At 57.2% G+C, this 16,918-nt stretch carries 14 protein-coding genes; all 14 read left to right on the forward strand.

The features are described from left to right. Nucleotides 1-15 precede the first annotated feature (15 nt). Entirely contained in the window at nt 16-1,782 is a 1,767-nt protein-coding gene (locus FY206_RS04265) for a peptidoglycan glycosyltransferase FtsI (protein ID WP_032644060.1), read from the forward strand. Further along, complete coding sequence (gene murE, locus FY206_RS04270; RefSeq protein WP_032644061.1) at nt 1,769-3,256, forward strand: UDP-N-acetylmuramoyl-L-alanyl-D-glutamate--2,6-diaminopimelate ligase; 1,488 nt, start codon at nt 1,769-1,771, stop codon at nt 3,254-3,256. The genes FY206_RS04265 and murE overlap by 14 nt, the downstream gene beginning before the upstream one ends. Next, a complete protein-coding gene (gene murF / locus FY206_RS04275; protein WP_032644062.1) occupies nt 3,253-4,611 on the forward strand; it encodes a UDP-N-acetylmuramoyl-tripeptide--D-alanyl-D-alanine ligase in 1,359 nt (452 codons plus the stop codon). Before murE ends, murF begins: the two co-directional genes overlap by 4 nt. Beyond that, nucleotides 4,605-5,687 carry a phospho-N-acetylmuramoyl-pentapeptide-transferase gene (gene mraY / locus FY206_RS04280; protein ID WP_008501985.1) on the forward strand — a complete coding sequence of 361 codons (1,083 nt, stop codon included), beginning with the start codon at nt 4,605-4,607 and terminating at the stop codon, nt 5,685-5,687. Before murF ends, mraY begins: the two co-directional genes overlap by 7 nt. Nucleotides 5,688-5,689: 2 nt before the next feature. Then, nucleotides 5,690-7,006, forward strand: coding sequence for a UDP-N-acetylmuramoyl-L-alanine--D-glutamate ligase (gene murD / locus FY206_RS04285; protein WP_032644063.1), 1,317 nt, complete (start codon nt 5,690-5,692; stop codon nt 7,004-7,006). Then, a complete protein-coding gene (ftsW, locus tag FY206_RS04290; protein ID WP_032644064.1) occupies nt 7,006-8,250 on the forward strand; it encodes a cell division protein FtsW in 1,245 nt (414 codons plus the stop codon). Before murD ends, ftsW begins: the two co-directional genes overlap by 1 nt. Then, a complete protein-coding gene (gene murG / locus FY206_RS04295; RefSeq protein WP_032644065.1) occupies nt 8,247-9,311 on the forward strand; it encodes an undecaprenyldiphospho-muramoylpentapeptide beta-N-acetylglucosaminyltransferase in 1,065 nt (354 codons plus the stop codon). Before ftsW ends, murG begins: the two co-directional genes overlap by 4 nt. Before the next feature lie 56 nt (nt 9,312-9,367). After that, entirely contained in the window at nt 9,368-10,843 is a 1,476-nt protein-coding gene (murC, locus tag FY206_RS04300; protein WP_032644066.1) for a UDP-N-acetylmuramate--L-alanine ligase, read from the forward strand. Next, nucleotides 10,836-11,756: a D-alanine--D-alanine ligase gene (locus FY206_RS04305; RefSeq protein WP_077064279.1), complete on the forward strand. Its 921-nt coding sequence runs from the start codon at nt 10,836-10,838 to the stop codon at nt 11,754-11,756. The genes murC and FY206_RS04305 overlap by 8 nt, the downstream gene beginning before the upstream one ends. Before the next feature lies 1 nt (nt 11,757). Beyond that, the gene (gene ftsQ / locus FY206_RS04310; protein WP_032644068.1) at nt 11,758-12,600 is read left to right on the forward strand and encodes a cell division protein FtsQ; all 843 of its coding nucleotides are present in this window, start codon (nt 11,758-11,760) and stop codon (nt 12,598-12,600) included. Beyond that, the gene (gene ftsA, locus FY206_RS04315) at nt 12,597-13,853 is read left to right on the forward strand and encodes a cell division protein FtsA (RefSeq protein ID WP_023334508.1); all 1,257 of its coding nucleotides are present in this window, start codon (nt 12,597-12,599) and stop codon (nt 13,851-13,853) included. The genes ftsQ and ftsA overlap by 4 nt, the downstream gene beginning before the upstream one ends. 63 nt (nt 13,854-13,916) lie before the next feature. After that, a complete protein-coding gene (gene ftsZ, locus FY206_RS04320) occupies nt 13,917-15,068 on the forward strand; it encodes a cell division protein FtsZ (RefSeq protein ID WP_008501978.1) in 1,152 nt (383 codons plus the stop codon). Nucleotides 15,069-15,169: 101 nt separating this feature from the next. Next, the gene (gene lpxC, locus FY206_RS04325) at nt 15,170-16,087 is read left to right on the forward strand and encodes a UDP-3-O-acyl-N-acetylglucosamine deacetylase (RefSeq protein ID WP_010426966.1); all 918 of its coding nucleotides are present in this window, start codon (nt 15,170-15,172) and stop codon (nt 16,085-16,087) included. A gap of 276 nt (nt 16,088-16,363) precedes the next feature. Then, nucleotides 16,364-16,867 (forward strand): secA translation cis-regulator SecM, encoded by a 504-nt coding sequence (secM, locus tag FY206_RS04330; protein WP_032644171.1) that lies wholly within the window; start codon nt 16,364-16,366, stop codon nt 16,865-16,867. The last annotated feature ends 51 nt before the right edge of the window (nt 16,868-16,918 follow it).

Raw genomic sequence — 16,918 nt, forward strand, 5'->3', positions numbered from 1 at the left:
GGGAAAACGCGACGCATGAAAGCAGCGGCAAAAACGCTAAAACCAAAACGTCAGGAAGAACAGGCCAACTTTATCAGTTGGCGTTTTGCGTTGCTTTGCGGCTGCATTTTACTCGCTCTGGGTTTTCTGCTGGGACGCGTAGCCTGGCTACAAATCGTCGCCCCTGACATGCTGGTGCGCCAGGGCGACATGCGCTCTCTGCGCGTCCAGGAAGTATCGACATCCCGCGGGATGATCACCGACCGCTCTGGCCGTCCGCTGGCGGTGAGCGTGCCGGTGAAGGCGATCTGGGCCGATCCGAAAGAGTTGCATGATGCCGGCGGGATCACGCTGGATAACCGCTGGAAGGCGCTTGCGGATGCGCTGAAGATGCCGCTGGACCAGCTGGCGTCACGCGTCAATACAAACCCGAAAGGGCGTTTTATCTATCTGGCGCGTCAGGTGAACCCTGACATGGCGGACTACATCAAAAAATTGAAGCTGCCGGGTATCCATCTGCGTGAGGAATCCCGTCGTTACTATCCATCCGGCGAAGTGACTGCTCACCTCATTGGCTTTACCAACGTCGATAGCCAGGGGATTGAAGGCGTCGAAAAAAGCTTTGATAAATGGCTTACCGGCCAGCCGGGCGAACGTATCGTGCGTAAAGACCGCTACGGTCGCGTGATCGAGGATATCTCTTCAACGGACAGCCAGGCAGCGCACAACCTTGCGTTAAGCATTGATGAACGTCTGCAGGCGCTGGTTTACCGCGAGCTGAACAACGCCGTGGCGTTTAACAAGGCGGAGTCGGGCAGCGCCGTGCTGGTGGATGTCAACACGGGTGAGGTGCTGGCGATGGCCAATAGCCCGTCCTACAACCCGAACAACCTGACCGGCACGCAGAAGGATGTAATGCGTAACCGTACCATCACCGACGTCTTCGAGCCGGGCTCGACCGTTAAGCCGATGGTGGTCATGACTGCACTTCAGCGCGGTATCGTGAATGAAAACACCGTACTGAATACCATTCCTTATCGAATTAACGGTCACGAAATCAAAGACGTGGCACGTTATAGCGAATTGACCCTGACCGGGGTGTTGCAGAAGTCGAGTAACGTCGGTGTTTCTAAGCTGGCGTTAGCGATGCCGTCCTCAGCGTTAGTAGAGACTTACTCACGTTTTGGGCTTGGAAAGGCGACCAATTTGGGGTTGGTCGGAGAACGCAGTGGCTTATATCCTCAAAAACAACGGTGGTCTGACATAGAGAGGGCCACCTTCTCTTTCGGCTACGGGCTAATGGTAACCCCGTTACAGCTAGCGCGAGTCTACGCAACGATCGGCAGCTATGGCGTTTATCGTCCGCTGTCGATTACCAAAGTTGATCCACCGGTTCCCGGAGAGCGTATCTTCCCGGAATCCACCGTTCGTACCGTTGTGCACATGATGGAAAGCGTGGCGCTGCCCGGCGGCGGCGGCGTGAAGGCGGCTATCAAAGGCTACCGCATTGCCATTAAAACCGGTACGGCGAAAAAAGTGGGGCCAGACGGCCGCTACATCAACAAATACATTGCCTATACCGCAGGCGTAGCGCCTGCAAGCAATCCGCGTTTTGCGCTGGTGGTCGTGATCAACGATCCACAGGCGGGTAAATACTACGGCGGCGCCGTCTCCGCGCCTGTGTTCGGGGCCATCATGGGCGGCGTGTTACGCACCATGAACATTGAACCGGATGCGCTTGCGACGGGCGAAAAAAGTGAATTTGTAATTAATCAAGGCGAGGGTACAGGTGGCAGATCGTAATTTGCGCGACCTTCTCGCTCCGTGGGTGCCAAACGCACCGGAGCGAGCACTGCGAGAGATGGTACTGGACAGCCGCGTAGCGGCTTCTGGCGATCTTTTTGTGGCGGTGGTCGGTCATCAGGCGGACGGGCGTCGTTATATCCCGCAGGCGATTGCGCAAGGTGTGGCTGCCATTATTGCTGAGGCTAAAGATGAGGCAACCGACGGTGAGATCCGTGAAATGCACGGCGTGCCGGTTATCTATCTCAGCCAGTTGAACGAGCGTCTTTCCGCGCTGGCGGGACGTTTTTATCACGAACCTTCCGACCAGCTGCGTCTGGTTGGCGTAACGGGCACCAACGGAAAAACCACCACCACGCAGCTGATGGCGCAGTGGGCCCAGCTGCTGGGTGAAACCGGTGCGGTGATGGGAACCGTGGGCAACGGCCTGCTGGGCAAAGTGAGCCCGACGGAAAACACCACCGGTTCGGCGGTTGACGTCCAGCACGTGCTTGCCGGTCTGGCAGGGCAGGGCGCAACCTTTGCCGCAATGGAAGTTTCTTCACACGGTCTGGTACAGCACCGCGTCGCGGCGCTGAAATTTGCGGCATCCGTGTTTACCAACCTGAGCCGCGATCATCTTGATTATCATGGTGATATGGAGCATTACGAAGCCGCGAAATGGCTGCTCTATTCCACTCACCACTGTGGTCAGGCGATCATCAACGCCGACGATGAAGTCGGACGCCGCTGGCTGGCGAAGCTGCCGGATGCGGTTGCCGTGTCGATGGAAGACCATATCAATCCTAACTGCCACGGCCGCTGGCTGAAGGCGGTTGAGGTGAACTATCACGACAGCGGGGCGACCATTCGCTTTGCCTCTTCCTGGGGTGAAGGTGAAATTGAAAGCCGCCTGATGGGGGCGTTTAACGTCAGCAACCTGCTGCTGGCGCTGGCGACGCTGCTGGCGCTGGGTTATCCGATGGCGGAACTGCTGAAAACCTCAGCGCGTCTGCAGCCGGTTTGCGGCCGTATGGAAGTGTTCAGCGCGCCGGGCAAGCCGACCGTCGTGGTTGATTATGCCCACACGCCGGACGCGCTGGAAAAAGCGCTGGAAGCGGCGCGCCTGCACTGTACCGGTAAGCTCTGGTGCGTGTTTGGCTGCGGCGGCGATCGCGACAAAGGCAAGCGCCCGCTGATGGGCGCGATTGCAGAGCAGTTTGCGGATATTCCGGTTGTTACCGATGACAACCCGCGTACGGAAGAGCCGCGCGCCATCATCAATGACATTCTGGCGGGCATGCTGGACGCGGGCCGCGCGCGCGTCGTGGAAGGCCGTGCGGAAGCCGTGACCAACGCCATCATGCAGGCCAAAGAAAACGATGTGGTTCTGCTGGCGGGCAAAGGCCATGAAGATTATCAGATCGTTGGCAATCGCCGTCTGGACTACTCGGATCGCGTAACGGCAGCACGCCTGCTGGGAGTCGTCGCATGATTAGCCTTTCGTTAAGCCAGGCCGCTGCGCTGCTGCACGGCGACCTGCATGGGCAAGACCTGACCATTGATGCCGTGACGACGGACACCCGTAAAGTCACGGCAGGCTGTCTGTTCGTGGCGCTGAAGGGCGAACGTTTTGACGCGCATGATTTTGCCGAACAGGCCAAAGAAAACGGCGCGGGTGCGCTTCTGGTCAGCCGCAAGCTTGATGTCGATCTGCCGCAGGTTGTGGTGAAAGATACGCGTCTCGCGTTTGGCGAGCTGGCTGCCTGGGTTCGTCAGCAGGTGCCTGCGCGCGTCGTCGCGCTCACCGGCTCATCGGGCAAAACCTCGGTGAAAGAGATGACGGCGGCGATCCTCAGCCAGTGCGGCAACACGCTTTATACCGCGGGCAACCTCAATAACGACATCGGCGTGCCGATGACGTTACTGCGCCTGACCAAAGAGCATGACTATGCGGTGATCGAGCTAGGAGCAAACCATCAGGGTGAAATCGCCTGGACCGTGAGCCTGACGCGCCCGGAGGCGGCGCTGGTGAATAACCTCGCGGCGGCGCATCTGGAGGGCTTTGGTTCGCTGGAAGGCGTAGCGAAAGCCAAAGGCGAGATTTATACCGGCCTGCCGGATAACGGTATTGCCATTCTGAACGCCGATAACAACGACTGGCTGAACTGGCAGAGCATCATTGGGTCGCGTAAAACCTGGCGCTTCTCGCCGAATGCGGCCAACAGTGACTTTACCGCGACCAATATCCATGTGACGTCGCACGGCACGGAGTTTACCCTCACGACCCCAACGGGTGGTGTGGACGTGCTGCTGCCGCTGCCGGGTCGTCATAACATCGCCAATGCGCTTGCGGCGGCGGCGTTGTCGACGGCGGTCGGCGCGCCGCATGAGGCGATCAAAGCCGGGCTGGCGAACCTGAAAGCCGTACCGGGGCGTCTGTTCCCGATTCCGCTTTCGGAAAACAAGCTGCTGCTGGATGACTCCTACAACGCGAACGTTGGCTCAATGACGGCGGCGGTGCAGGTGCTATCGGAAATGCCGGGCTATCGCATCATGGTGGTTGGCGACATGGCAGAGCTGGGCGACGAAAGCGAAGCCTGTCATACCCAGGTTGGTGAAGCGGCGAAAGCGGCGGGGCTGGACCATGTCCTGAGCGCAGGAAAACTGAGCCAGGCAATAAGCCAGGCCAGCGGCGTTGGCGAGCATTTTGCCGATAAAGCGGCGTTGATTGAACGCCTCAAAGCATTGATGACAGAAAAACAAATTGTGACTGTGTTAGTGAAAGGTTCACGTAGTGCCGCCATGGAAGAGGTTGTGCACGCATTACAGGAGAACGGGACATGTTAGTTTGGCTGGCCGAACATTTGGTCAAATATTATTCAGGCTTTAACGTCTTTTCGTATCTGACGTTTCGCGCCATCGTCAGCCTGCTGACTGCGCTGTTCATCTCGCTGTGGATGGGCCCGCGCATGATTGCCCGTCTGCAAAAACTCTCTTTCGGCCAGGTGGTGCGTAACGACGGTCCGGAATCGCACTTCAGCAAGCGCGGCACGCCGACCATGGGCGGGATTATGATCCTGACTGCGATCGTCGTCTCCGTGCTGCTGTGGGCGTATCCGTCTAACCCATACGTCTGGTGCGTGCTTACCGTGCTGGTGGGCTATGGGATCATTGGTTTTGTGGATGATTACCGCAAAGTCGTTCGCAAAGATACGAAGGGCCTGATTGCCCGCTGGAAGTACTTCTGGATGTCGGTGATTGCGCTGGGCGTGGCCTTTGCGCTCTATCTGGCCGGTAAAGACACGCCGGCAACCGAGCTGGTCGTGCCGTTCTTTAAGGACGTGATGCCGCAGCTGGGGCTGTTCTACATCCTGCTGGCCTACTTTGTGATTGTCGGCACCGGCAACGCCGTTAACCTGACCGACGGTCTGGATGGCCTCGCCATTATGCCTACCGTCTTCGTGGCGGCCGGTTTTGCGCTGGTGGCCTGGGCGACCGGTAACATGAACTTTGCGAACTACCTGCACATCCCTTATCTGCGACACGCGGGTGAGCTGGTGATCGTCTGTACGGCGATTGTCGGCGCGGGGCTGGGCTTCCTGTGGTTCAACACCTATCCGGCTCAGGTCTTTATGGGTGACGTCGGTTCTCTGGCTTTGGGCGGTGCGCTCGGCATTATCGCCGTACTGCTGCGTCAGGAGTTCCTGCTGGTGATCATGGGTGGGGTGTTTGTGGTTGAAACCCTGTCGGTGATTTTGCAGGTCGGTTCCTTCAAGCTGCGCGGTCAGCGCATCTTCCGTATGGCGCCGATTCACCACCACTATGAACTGAAAGGCTGGCCGGAGCCGCGCGTGATTGTGCGCTTCTGGATTATTTCGCTGATGCTGGTGCTGATTGGCCTGGCAACGCTGAAGGTACGTTAATCATGGCAGATTACCAGGGCAAAAAAGTCGTTATCATCGGGTTGGGCCTCACGGGCCTCTCCTGCGTGGACTTTTTCCTCGCGCGCGGCGTGACGCCGCGGGTGATGGATACGCGTGTCTCTCCGCCGGGTCTGGACAAGCTGCCGGAACAGGTTGAACGCCACCTTGGTGGTCTGAATGATGACTGGCTGCTGGCAGCCGATCTGATTGTCGCAAGCCCTGGTATGGCGCTGGCGCACCCTTCGCTGAGCGCTGCCGCGGATGCGGGCGTTGAGATTGTCGGCGATATCGAGCTGTTCTGCCGCGAAGCGCAGGCCCCCGTTATCGCCATTACCGGTTCTAACGGAAAGAGCACCGTCACCACCCTGGTGGGTGAAATGGCGAAAGCGGCAGGCATGAACGTCGGCGTCGGCGGTAACATCGGCTTGCCTGCTCTGATGCTGCTGGACAAAGGCTGCGAACTCTATGTTCTGGAACTTTCCAGCTTCCAGCTGGAAACGACCTCCAGCCTGCACGCCGCCGCTGCGACGATCCTTAACGTGACGGAGGATCATATGGACAGGTATCCATTTGGTCTGCAGCAGTACCGCGCCGCCAAGCTGCGCGTGTATGAAAATGCCAAAGTCTGCGTGGTGAACGCCGATGACGCGCTGACCATGCCGGTACGCGGCGCGGACGACCGCTGCGTCAGCTTCGGCATCACCATGGGTGATTATCATCTGAACCGCCAGCTGGGTGAAACCTGGCTGCGGGTGAAAGGTGAGAAAGTGCTGAACGTGAAAGAGATGAAGCTCTCTGGTCAGCATAACTATACCAATGCGCTGGCGGCGCTGGCGCTGGCGGATGCCGTCGGGCTGCCGCGTTCCTCCAGCCTGAAGGCGTTAACCACGTTTTCCGGCCTGGCGCACCGCTTCCAGCTGGCGCTGGAGCACAACGGCGTGCGCTGGATCAACGACTCTAAGGCGACCAACGTGGGCAGCACGGAGGCCGCGCTGAACGGCCTGCACGTTGACGGTACCCTGCATCTGCTGCTGGGCGGCGACGGTAAATCCGCTGATTTCTCGTCCCTCAAGCCGTATCTTTCCGGGGATAATATCCGTCTGTACTGCTTCGGCCGCGACGGCAGCGAGCTGGCTGAACTGCGCCCTGAGGTTGCCGAGCAAACCGACACCATGGAACAGGCGATGCGGCTTATCGCGCCTCGCGTGAAGCCGGGCGACATGGTGCTGCTCTCTCCGGCCTGTGCCAGCCTCGATCAATTCAAGAATTTCGAACAGCGTGGTGATGTCTTTACCCGTCTGGCGAAGGAGTTAGGCTGATGCGTTTATCTCTCCCTCGCCTGAAAATGCCGCGTCTGCCAGGATTTGGAATTCTGGTGTGGCTGTTTGCGGCACTGAAAGGCTGGGTGATGGCTTCGCGGGAAAAAGACTCCGATAGCCTGATTATGTACGACCGCACCCTGTTCTGGCTTACGCTGGGGCTGGCGGCGATCGGCTTTATCATGGTGACCTCGGCCTCGATGCCCGTTGGACAGCGTCTGGCTAACGATCCCTTCCTGTTTGCCAAGCGTGACGGGCTGTACATCATCCTGGCGTTCTGTCTGGCGCTGGTGACCCTGCGTCTGCCGATGGCATTCTGGCAGCGGCACAGTACGGCGATGCTGATTGCGTCAATCATCATGTTGCTGATCGTGCTGGTGGTGGGAAGCTCCGTTAACGGGGCATCGCGCTGGATTGCCTTTGGCCCGCTGCGCATTCAGCCTGCGGAATTCACCAAGCTCTCCCTGTTCTGCTACCTGGCGAACTACCTGGTGCGTAAGGTAGATGAGGTGCGTAACAACCTTCGCGGCTTCTTAAAACCGATGGGCGTGATTCTGGTGCTTGCGGTATTGCTGCTGGCGCAGCCTGACCTCGGTACCGTGGTGGTGCTGTTTGTCACGACGCTGGCGATGCTGTTCCTGGCAGGGGCCAAGCTGTGGCAGTTCATCGCCATTATCGGGATGGGAATTTCAGCGGTTGTGCTGCTGATCCTCGCCGAGCCTTACCGTATCCGCCGCGTGACCTCGTTCTGGAACCCGTGGGAAGATCCGTTCGGCAGCGGTTATCAGCTGACGCAGTCGCTGATGGCCTTTGGTCGCGGTGAACTCTGGGGACAGGGGCTGGGTAACTCGGTACAGAAACTGGAGTATTTACCGGAAGCGCACACTGACTTCATCTTCTCCATTATTGGGGAAGAACTGGGTTATATCGGTGTGGTATTAGCGCTATTAATGGTATTCTTCGTCGCTTTCCGCGCCATGTCGATTGGCCGGAAAGCGCTGGAGATCGATCACCGCTTCTCAGGCTTCCTGGCCTGCTCAATTGGTATCTGGTTTAGCTTCCAGGCATTGGTTAACGTCGGGGCCGCAGCGGGCATGCTGCCGACCAAAGGTCTGACGTTGCCGTTGATCAGTTATGGTGGTTCCAGTTTGTTGATCATGTCGACGGCCATCATGCTGTTGTTGCGCATAGATTATGAGACGCGTCTGGAAAAAGCCCAGGCGTTTACACGAGGTTCACGATGAATCAACCAAAGCGGTTAATGGTGATGGCAGGCGGTACCGGCGGACACGTGTTCCCGGGGCTGGCGGTTGCGCACCATTTAATGGATCAGGGCTGGCAGGTACGCTGGCTGGGAACCGCAGACCGCATGGAGGCCGATCTGGTACCGAAGCACGGTATCGAGATCGACTTTATTCGTATTTCCGGCCTTCGGGGCAAAGGCCTCAAGGCAATGCTGCTGGCGCCGGTGCGCATTTTTAACGCCTGGCGTCAGGCGCGCACCATCATGAAGCGCTTTAAGCCCGATGTGGTGCTGGGCATGGGCGGCTATGTCTCTGGTCCCGGCGGGCTGGCGGCGTGGTCGTTAGGTATTCCCGTCGTGCTGCATGAGCAGAACGGTATTGCCGGTCTGACCAACAAATGGCTGGCGAAAATCGCCACCAAAGTTATGCAGGCATTTCCCGGCGCGTTCCCGAAAGCGGACGTGGTGGGTAACCCGGTGCGCGTGGACGTGCTGGCGCTGCCGCTGCCGGACGCTCGCCTGACGGGCCGTGAAGGGCCGGTGCATGTCCTGGTCGTGGGCGGCTCTCAGGGCGCACGCATTTTAAACCAGACGATGCCGCAGGTAGCAGCAAAGCTCGCAGATGCCGTAACCATCTGGCACCAGAGCGGAAAAGGCGCTCAGCAGACCGTTGAGCAGGCCTACGCCGAGGCGGGGCAACCGCAGCATAAAGTCACAGAGTTTATCGACGACATGGCGGCAGCGTATGCCTGGGCCGATGTCGTGGTTTGTCGCTCTGGCGCGCTGACGGTGAGCGAGATTGCTGCCGCCGGTTTGCCAGCGCTGTTTGTGCCGTTCCAGCACAAAGACAGACAGCAGTACTGGAATGCGCTGCCGCTTGAGAAAGCGGGTGCGGCGAAGATATTTGAGCAGCCACAGTTTACCGCCGACGCGGTCGCCACCACCCTGGCGGGCTGGAACAGAGGCGTATTGCTTGAGATGGCGCAACGCGCGCGCGCGGCGGCCATCCCTGATGCGACGGAACGGGTGGCAAAAGAAGTGAGCCTGGCAGCCCAGGCTTAACCCTCGCAGCGCGTGAAGCGCGGCACGAATTTTTAGTAGTCGATGGCGTTTAGAGAATGAATACACAACAACTGGCAAAACTGCGTTCAATCGTGCCCGAGATGCGTCGCGTCCGGCACATTCACTTTGTTGGCATCGGTGGTGCCGGCATGGGCGGTATTGCCGAAGTGTTAGCTAACGAAGGCTATCAGATCAGCGGATCTGACCTGGCGCCAAACCCTGTTACGCAGCAGCTGGCGTCGCTTGGGGCGACCATCTATTTTAACCATCGTCCGGAAAACGTGCGCGATGCGAGCGTGGTGGTGGTCTCAAGCGCCATCTCCTCCGACAACCCGGAAATCGTTGCCGCGCACGACGCGCGCATTCCGGTGATCCGCCGTGCAGAAATGCTGGCGGAACTGATGCGTTTCCGTCACGGCATCGCGATTGCCGGGACCCACGGTAAAACCACGACCACGGCGATGGTCTCCAGTATTTATGCGGAAGCGGGCCTCGACCCGACGTTCGTCAACGGCGGTCTGGTGAAAGCCGCAGGCGTACACGCTCGTCTCGGCCACAGCCGTTATCTGATTGCGGAAGCGGATGAGAGCGACGCGTCGTTCCTGCACCTGCAGCCGATGGTGGCGATTGTCACCAACATCGAAGCTGACCATATGGATACCTACCAGGGTGACTTCGAGAATTTAAAGCAGACCTTTATCAACTTCCTGCACAACCTGCCGTTCTACGGGCGCGCGGTGATGTGCGTAGACGATCCGGTGATCCGCGAGCTGCTGCCGCGCGTGGGGCGTCAAATTACCACCTACGGCTTCAGTGAAGACGCTGACGTTCGCGTCGAAGGGTACAAACAGATCGGCGCGCAGGGGCACTTCACGCTGGCGCGTAAGGACAAAGAGCTGCTGCACGTGACGCTGAATGCGCCAGGGCGCCATAACGCCCTCAATGCCGCCGCGGCAGTGGCCGTCGCGACGGAAGAAGGCATTGATGATGACGCGATCCTGCGCGCGCTGGAAAGCTTCCAGGGCACCGGCCGTCGCTTCGATTTCCTCGGTGAATTCCCGCTGGAGGCCGTCAACGGTAAAGCCGGCACCGCGATGCTGGTGGACGACTACGGTCACCATCCAACCGAGGTGGATGCGACCATCAAAGCCGCACGCGCGGGCTGGCCTGAAAAAAATCTGGTCATGATCTTCCAGCCCCACCGCTACACGCGTACCCGCGATCTGTATGACGATTTCGCCAGCGTACTGTCGCAGGTGGATACATTGCTGATGCTGGACGTTTATGCAGCGGGCGAAACTCCGATTCCTGGGGCTGACAGCCGTTCTTTGTGTCGCACAATCCGCGGACGCGGTAAAGTTGACCCTATTTTGGTTTCTGACCCGGCACAGGTGGCGGATATTCTGGCACCGGTCCTGACAGGTAACGATTTGATTCTGATCCAGGGCGCGGGAAATATCGGCAAAATCGCCCGTACCTTAGCTGAAATCAAACTGAAGCCGCAAAACCAGGAGGATGAGCATCATGGCTGATAAGATTGCTGTCCTGTCCGGCGGCACCTCCGCCGAGCGCGAGGTTTCTCTGAACTCCGGCGCGGCCGTGCTGGCGGGCCTGCGTGAAGGTGGCGTCAATGCGCACCTGGTCGATCCAAAAGAGGTCGACGTGACGCAATTAAAGGCCATGGGCTTCGATAAAGTCTTTATCGCTTTACATGGTCGCGGCGGTGAAGACGGCACCCTGCAAGGGCTTCTGGATCTGATCGGCCTGCCGTACACCGGCAGCGGCGTGATGGCTTCCGCTATCTCTATGGATAAACTGCGCAGCAAGCTGCTGTGGCAGGGCGCAGGGCTACTTGTCGCACCCTGGGTGGCACTGACGCGTCGCGAATTTGAATTGGGCCTGCCGGATAGCGTTAATGCACGCATTGCTGATCTGGGCTTACCGGTTATTGTAAAGCCAAGCCGGGAAGGCTCCAGCGTGGGAATGTCCAAAGTCGACAAATCTGACGATTTAGCGTCCGCTTTAGCGCTGGCATTTCAACATGATGATGAAGTTCTGGTAGAAAAATGGCTTAGCGGGCCGGAATTTACCGTCGCGATGCTTGGCGAAGAAATTTTACCGTCAATCCGTATCCAACCCGCTGGAGTCTTCTATGATTATGAGGCGAAGTATCTCTCTGATGAGACGCAATATTTCTGCCCAAGTGGTCTTGAAGCAGAGCGTGAAGCCGATTTACAGTCCCTGGTGCTTAAAGCCTGGCATGTTCTGGGATGCCAGGGTTGGGGACGCATCGACGTGATGCAGGACAGTGACGGGCAATTTTATCTGCTGGAAGCGAATACCTCTCCGGGAATGACCAGCCACAGCCTTGTGCCGATGGCGGCGCGTCAGGCGGGGATGAGCTTCTCGCAGTTAGTCGTACGCATCCTGGACCAGGCGGGCTGATATGTCTCAGGCTGCATTGAACACGCGCAACCGCGATGACGAGGAAGAATACGCCTCTTCACGCCGCAGTAATGGAACGCGTCTTGCAGGCATCATTTTCCTGCTCGGGGTGCTGTGCACCGTGTTTATCAGCGGCTGGATGGTCCTGGGCTGGATGGAGGATGCGCAGCGGTTGCCGCTTTCTAAGCTGGTGGTCACCGGTGAGCGTCACTACACGCGCAACGACGATATTCGTCAGTCAATTCTGGCGCTGGGCTCGCCCGGCACCTTTATGACGCAGGACGTCAATATTATCCAGAGCCAGATTGAACGTCTGCCCTGGATAAAACAGGCGAGCGTAAGAAAGCAATGGCCTGATGAATTGAAGATTCATCTGGTTGAATATGTGCCCATTGCGCGTTGGAATGATCAGCACATGGTTGACGTAGACGGAAATTCCTTCAGCGTCCCGGCCGATCGTGTCAACAAGCAAAATTTACCGATGTTGTATGGCCCTGAAGGCAGCGAAAACGAAGTGTTACAGGGTTTTCGCGACATGGGGCAGGTGCTGGCGAAGGACAGGTTTACGTTAAAAGATGCGGCCATGACGGCGCGTCGCTCCTGGCAGCTGACGTTAACAAACGGCATTAAGCTCAACCTGGGACGCGGCGACACCATGAAGCGTCTGGCGCGTTTTGTCGAACTTTACCCGGTTTTACAGCAGCAGGCACAGACTGACGGCAAACGGATAAGCTACGTTGATTTGCGCTATGACTCAGGCGCAGCAGTCGGTTGGGTACCGGCTCCGGTCGAGGAACCTAATCAGCAACAGAATCAGGCACAGGTACAGGCAGAACAACAATGATCAAGGCGACGGACAGAAAACTGGTAGTTGGACTGGAGATTGGCACCGCGAAGGTTGCCGCTTTAGTAGGGGAAGTTCTGCCCGACGGTATGGTCAATATCATTGGCGTAGGCAGTTGCCCGTCCCGTGGTATGGATAAAGGTGGGGTAAACGATCTTGAATCGGTGGTGAAATGCGTTCAGCGCGCCATCGATCAGGCTGAATTGATGGCAGATTGCCAGATTTCTTCTGTCTATCTTGCCCTTTCTGGTAAGCACATAAGCTGCCAGAACGAAATCGGTATGGTGCCGATTTCCGAAGAAGAAGTGACGCAGGAAGACGTTGAAAACGTCGTGCACACGGCGAAATCCGTGCGTGTCCGCGACGAGCACCGCGTGCTGCACGTCATCCCGCAGGAATACGCGATCGACTATCAGGAAGGGATCAAAAACCCGGTCGGTCTGTCTGGCGTCCGTATGCAGGCAAAAGTGCACCTGATCACATGTCACAACGATATGGCGAAGAACATTGTCAAAGCCGTTGAACGTTGTGGCCTAAAAGTTGACCAACTTATTTTCGCCGGTCTGGCGGCCAGTTATTCCGTGCTGACCGAAGATGAACGTGAACTGGGCGTCTGTGTGGTCGATATTGGTGGTGGTACAATGGATATCGCCGTGTATACCGGCGGTGCGCTGCGCCACACCAAAGTGATCCCGTATGCCGGGAACGTTGTGACCAGCGATATTGCTTACGCTTTTGGTACGCCACCGAGCGATGCAGAAGCGATTAAAGTGCGCCACGGCTGTGCGCTGGGGTCTATCGTTGGCAAAGATGAGAGCGTTGAAGTGCCGAGCGTTGGTGGTCGTCCACCGCGCAGCCTGCAGCGCCAGACGTTGGCAGAGGTGATTGAGCCGCGCTATACCGAGCTGCTCAACCTGGTCAACGAAGAGATTTTACAGTTACAGGAACAGCTTCGTCAGCAGGGCGTTAAGCATCATCTTGCGGCGGGGATTGTATTAACCGGCGGTGCAGCGCAAATTGAAGGTCTTGCGGCCTGTGCTCAGCGCGTGTTCCATACGCAGGTGCGTATTGGCGCGCCGCTGAATATCACCGGTTTAACGGATTATGCTCAGGAGCCGTATTATTCAACGGCTGTGGGCCTGCTCCATTACGGGAAGGAATCTCATCTCAGTGGTGAAGCAGAAGTGGAAAAACGCGTCTCAGTGGGGTCGTGGGTCAAACGACTGAACAACTGGTTGCGAAAAGAGTTTTAATTTTTTTAAGAGACCGGAGAGAATTAGCGGTCTCGGGCGACAGGCACAACGGAGAGAGAAATTATGTTTGAACCTATGGAACTGACCAACGACGCGGTGATTAAAGTCATCGGCGTCGGTGGCGGCGGCGGTAACGCCGTAGAGCATATGGTGCGTGAACGCATTGAAGGTGTTGAGTTCTTTGCAGTTAACACCGATGCGCAGGCACTGCGTAAGACGGCTGTAGGCCAGACTATCCAGATCGGCGGTGGTATCACCAAAGGGCTGGGAGCAGGGGCTAACCCGGAAGTCGGTCGCAATGCGGCTGAAGAAGATCGTGAAGCCCTGCGCGCTGCACTGGAAGGTGCGGACATGGTCTTCATCGCAGCAGGCATGGGTGGCGGTACCGGTACCGGCGCAGCGCCTGTTGTGGCGGAAGTCGCTAAAGATTTAGGTATCCTGACCGTTGCTGTCGTGACCAAGCCTTTCAACTTTGAAGGCAAGAAGCGTATGGCCTTCGCGGAGCAGGGTATCACCGAGCTGTCCAAGCATGTGGACTCGCTGATCACCATCCCGAACGACAAGCTGCTGAAAGTTCTGGGTCGCGGTATCTCCCTGCTGGACGCCTTCGGTGCCGCAAACGACGTGCTGAAAGGCGCGGTTCAGGGTATCGCTGAACTGATTACTCGTCCTGGCCTGATGAACGTTGACTTTGCAGACGTTCGCACCGTGATGTCCGAAATGGGCTACGCGATGATGGGCTCTGGCGTGGCGAGCGGCGAAGACCGTGCAGAAGAAGCGGCTGAAATGGCCATCTCTTCTCCACTGCTGGAAGATATCGATCTGTCTGGTGCGCGCGGCGTGCTGGTCAACATTACCGCTGGCTTTGACCTGCGTCTGGATGAGTTTGAAACCGTGGGTAACACTATCCGTGCGTTCGCCTCTGACAACGCCACCGTGGTAATCGGTACTTCCCTTGACCCTGAAATGAACGACGAGCTGCGTGTGACCGTTGTTGCGACCGGTATCGGTATGGACAAGCGTCCTGAGATCACCCTCGTGACTAATAAACAGACACAGCAACCGGTAATGGATCGTTACCAGCAGCACGGTATGTCTCCTCTGACTCAAGAGCAGAAACCGGCCGCGAAAGTGGTGAACGACCCAACGCCGCAAACGGCGAAAGAGCCAGATTATCTGGATATCCCGGCGTTCCTGCGTAAGCAAGCTGATTAAGAATTGGCTGGAATTAGGGGATTTGCGCTCTTTGTGCTAAACTGGCCCACCGTTAGTGATATACACTCTCGGTTGGATAGTTAATTTGGCGAGATTATACGATGATCAAACAAAGGACACTTAAACGTATCGTTCAGGCGACGGGTGTCGGTTTACATACCGGCAAGAAAGTCACGCTGACGTTACGCCCTGCGCCGGCCAATACCGGGGTCATCTATCGTCGCACCGACTTGAATCCACCGGTAGATTTTCCGGCCGATGCCAAATCTGTGCGTGATACTATGCTCTGTACTTGTCTGGTGAACGAGCATGACGTGCGGATTTCTACCGTAGAGCACCTGAACGCCGCCCTGGCGGGTCTGGGTATCGATAACATTATTGTTGAAGTCGATGCGCCAGAAATCCCGATTATGGATGGCAGTGCTGCTCCGTTCGTTTATCTGTTGCTGGATGCCGGCATCGAAGAACTGAACTGCGCGAAGAAATTTGTTCGCATCAAAGAGACCGTTCGCGTCGAAGATGGCGACAAGTGGGCTGAATTCAAACCGTACAATGGTTTCTCGTTGGACTTTACCATCGACTTTAACCATCCGGCGATTGACTCCAGCACCCAGCGCTACGCGATGAACTTCTCTGCTGATGCGTTTATGCGTCAGATCAGCCGCGCACGTACGTTTGGCTTCATGCGTGATATCGAATATCTGCAGTCCCGCGGCCTGTGCCTGGGCGGCAGCTTCGATTGTGCCATCGTTGTTGACGATTATCGCGTACTGAACGAAGACGGCCTGCGTTTTGAAGATGAATTCGTTCGTCACAAAATGCTGGATGCGATCGGCGACCTGTTTATGTGTGGTCACAACATCATTGGTGCATTTACCGCGTTCAAATCCGGTCATGCGCTGAACAACAAACTGTTGCAGGCCGTCCTGGCAAAACAGGAAGCCTGGGAATATGTGACCTTTGAAGACGAAGCTGAACTGCCGCTGGCCTTCAAAGCACCAAACATGGTTCTGGCGTAACGGTCTGGACCGTTCGTAAAAAATCGACTGGTTAACCTGGTACTCTCTCCGGCCAGGAAGACCAGTCGTTTTTATTTTTACCCTTCTTCGTTTCCCCCAGCGTTATCTCTTGTTTGTCATGCGCAGAAAATGTGTGCGTTAGCTGCATTCTTGACCGTTTTTCCCCGCGGCGGCACCTCATTCCTGCTGATGTATAGTGGCATTAGTGGTAATATCTGGGCGCTAAAAGAATAACTGAACTCAGCCTCAGCAAGGCTGGCTTATTGGGTGGAGCAAGTGAGCGGAATACTGACGCGCTGGCGACAATTTGGCAGACGTTACTTCTGGCCGCATCTCTTATTAGGGATGGTCGCGGCGAGTTTCGGCTTGCCTGCGCTCTGCAGCAGTGCCGAAGCGGCGACGCCCGCAAAAGCCTCTACCACCAAACACGATCTCAACACGCGGGTTAATTTCACTAATCTTGCGTGGCTTGAGGCCAGCCGCCGTCCTAACTTCTCCGTCGATTACTGGCACCAGCACGCTATCCGCACGGTTATCCGCCATCTCTCCTTCGCGATGGCGCCGCAGGCTATGCCTGTTGCGGAAGAGGTGCTGCCGGTGCAGGCTCAGCATCTTGCCCTGCTGGACACGCTCAATGCGCTCCTCACCCAGGACAGCCAGCCGCCGGTTGTGGCGCACCAGACGACGCCACGCACCTTTGTTTCACCTCTTGTATTCTCTATTTCAACCTGGATTAGCCAGGCTCACGGCATTCGCGCCGGGCCGCAACGCCTCAGCTAAATTAACTTTTTCAATACCTTAATTTATCTGCCCACGCTGGGGCGTTTGAGA

Origin of the sequence: Enterobacter chengduensis, assembly GCF_001984825.2 — a bacterium.
In the GTDB taxonomy this organism is placed as follows: domain Bacteria; phylum Pseudomonadota; class Gammaproteobacteria; order Enterobacterales; family Enterobacteriaceae; genus Enterobacter; species Enterobacter chengduensis.

Coding starts and splice junctions, on each gene's coding strand:
- FY206_RS04265 (WP_032644060.1), top strand. CDS start 16: ATGAAAGCAGCGGCAAAAACGCTAAAACCAAAACGTCAGGAAGAACAG.
- murF (WP_032644062.1), top strand. CDS start 3,253: ATGATTAGCCTTTCGTTAAGCCAGGCCGCTGCGCTGCTGCACGGCGAC.
- mraY (WP_008501985.1), top strand. CDS start 4,605: ATGTTAGTTTGGCTGGCCGAACATTTGGTCAAATATTATTCAGGCTTT.
- murD (WP_032644063.1), top strand. CDS start 5,690: ATGGCAGATTACCAGGGCAAAAAAGTCGTTATCATCGGGTTGGGCCTC.
- ftsW (WP_032644064.1), top strand. CDS start 7,006: ATGCGTTTATCTCTCCCTCGCCTGAAAATGCCGCGTCTGCCAGGATTT.
- murG (WP_032644065.1), top strand. CDS start 8,247: ATGAATCAACCAAAGCGGTTAATGGTGATGGCAGGCGGTACCGGCGGA.
- murC (WP_032644066.1), top strand. CDS start 9,368: ATGAATACACAACAACTGGCAAAACTGCGTTCAATCGTGCCCGAGATG.
- FY206_RS04305 (WP_077064279.1), top strand. CDS start 10,836: ATGGCTGATAAGATTGCTGTCCTGTCCGGCGGCACCTCCGCCGAGCGC.
- ftsQ (WP_032644068.1), top strand. CDS start 11,758: ATGTCTCAGGCTGCATTGAACACGCGCAACCGCGATGACGAGGAAGAA.
- ftsA (WP_023334508.1), top strand. CDS start 12,597: ATGATCAAGGCGACGGACAGAAAACTGGTAGTTGGACTGGAGATTGGC.
- ftsZ (WP_008501978.1), top strand. CDS start 13,917: ATGTTTGAACCTATGGAACTGACCAACGACGCGGTGATTAAAGTCATC.
- lpxC (WP_010426966.1), top strand. CDS start 15,170: ATGATCAAACAAAGGACACTTAAACGTATCGTTCAGGCGACGGGTGTC.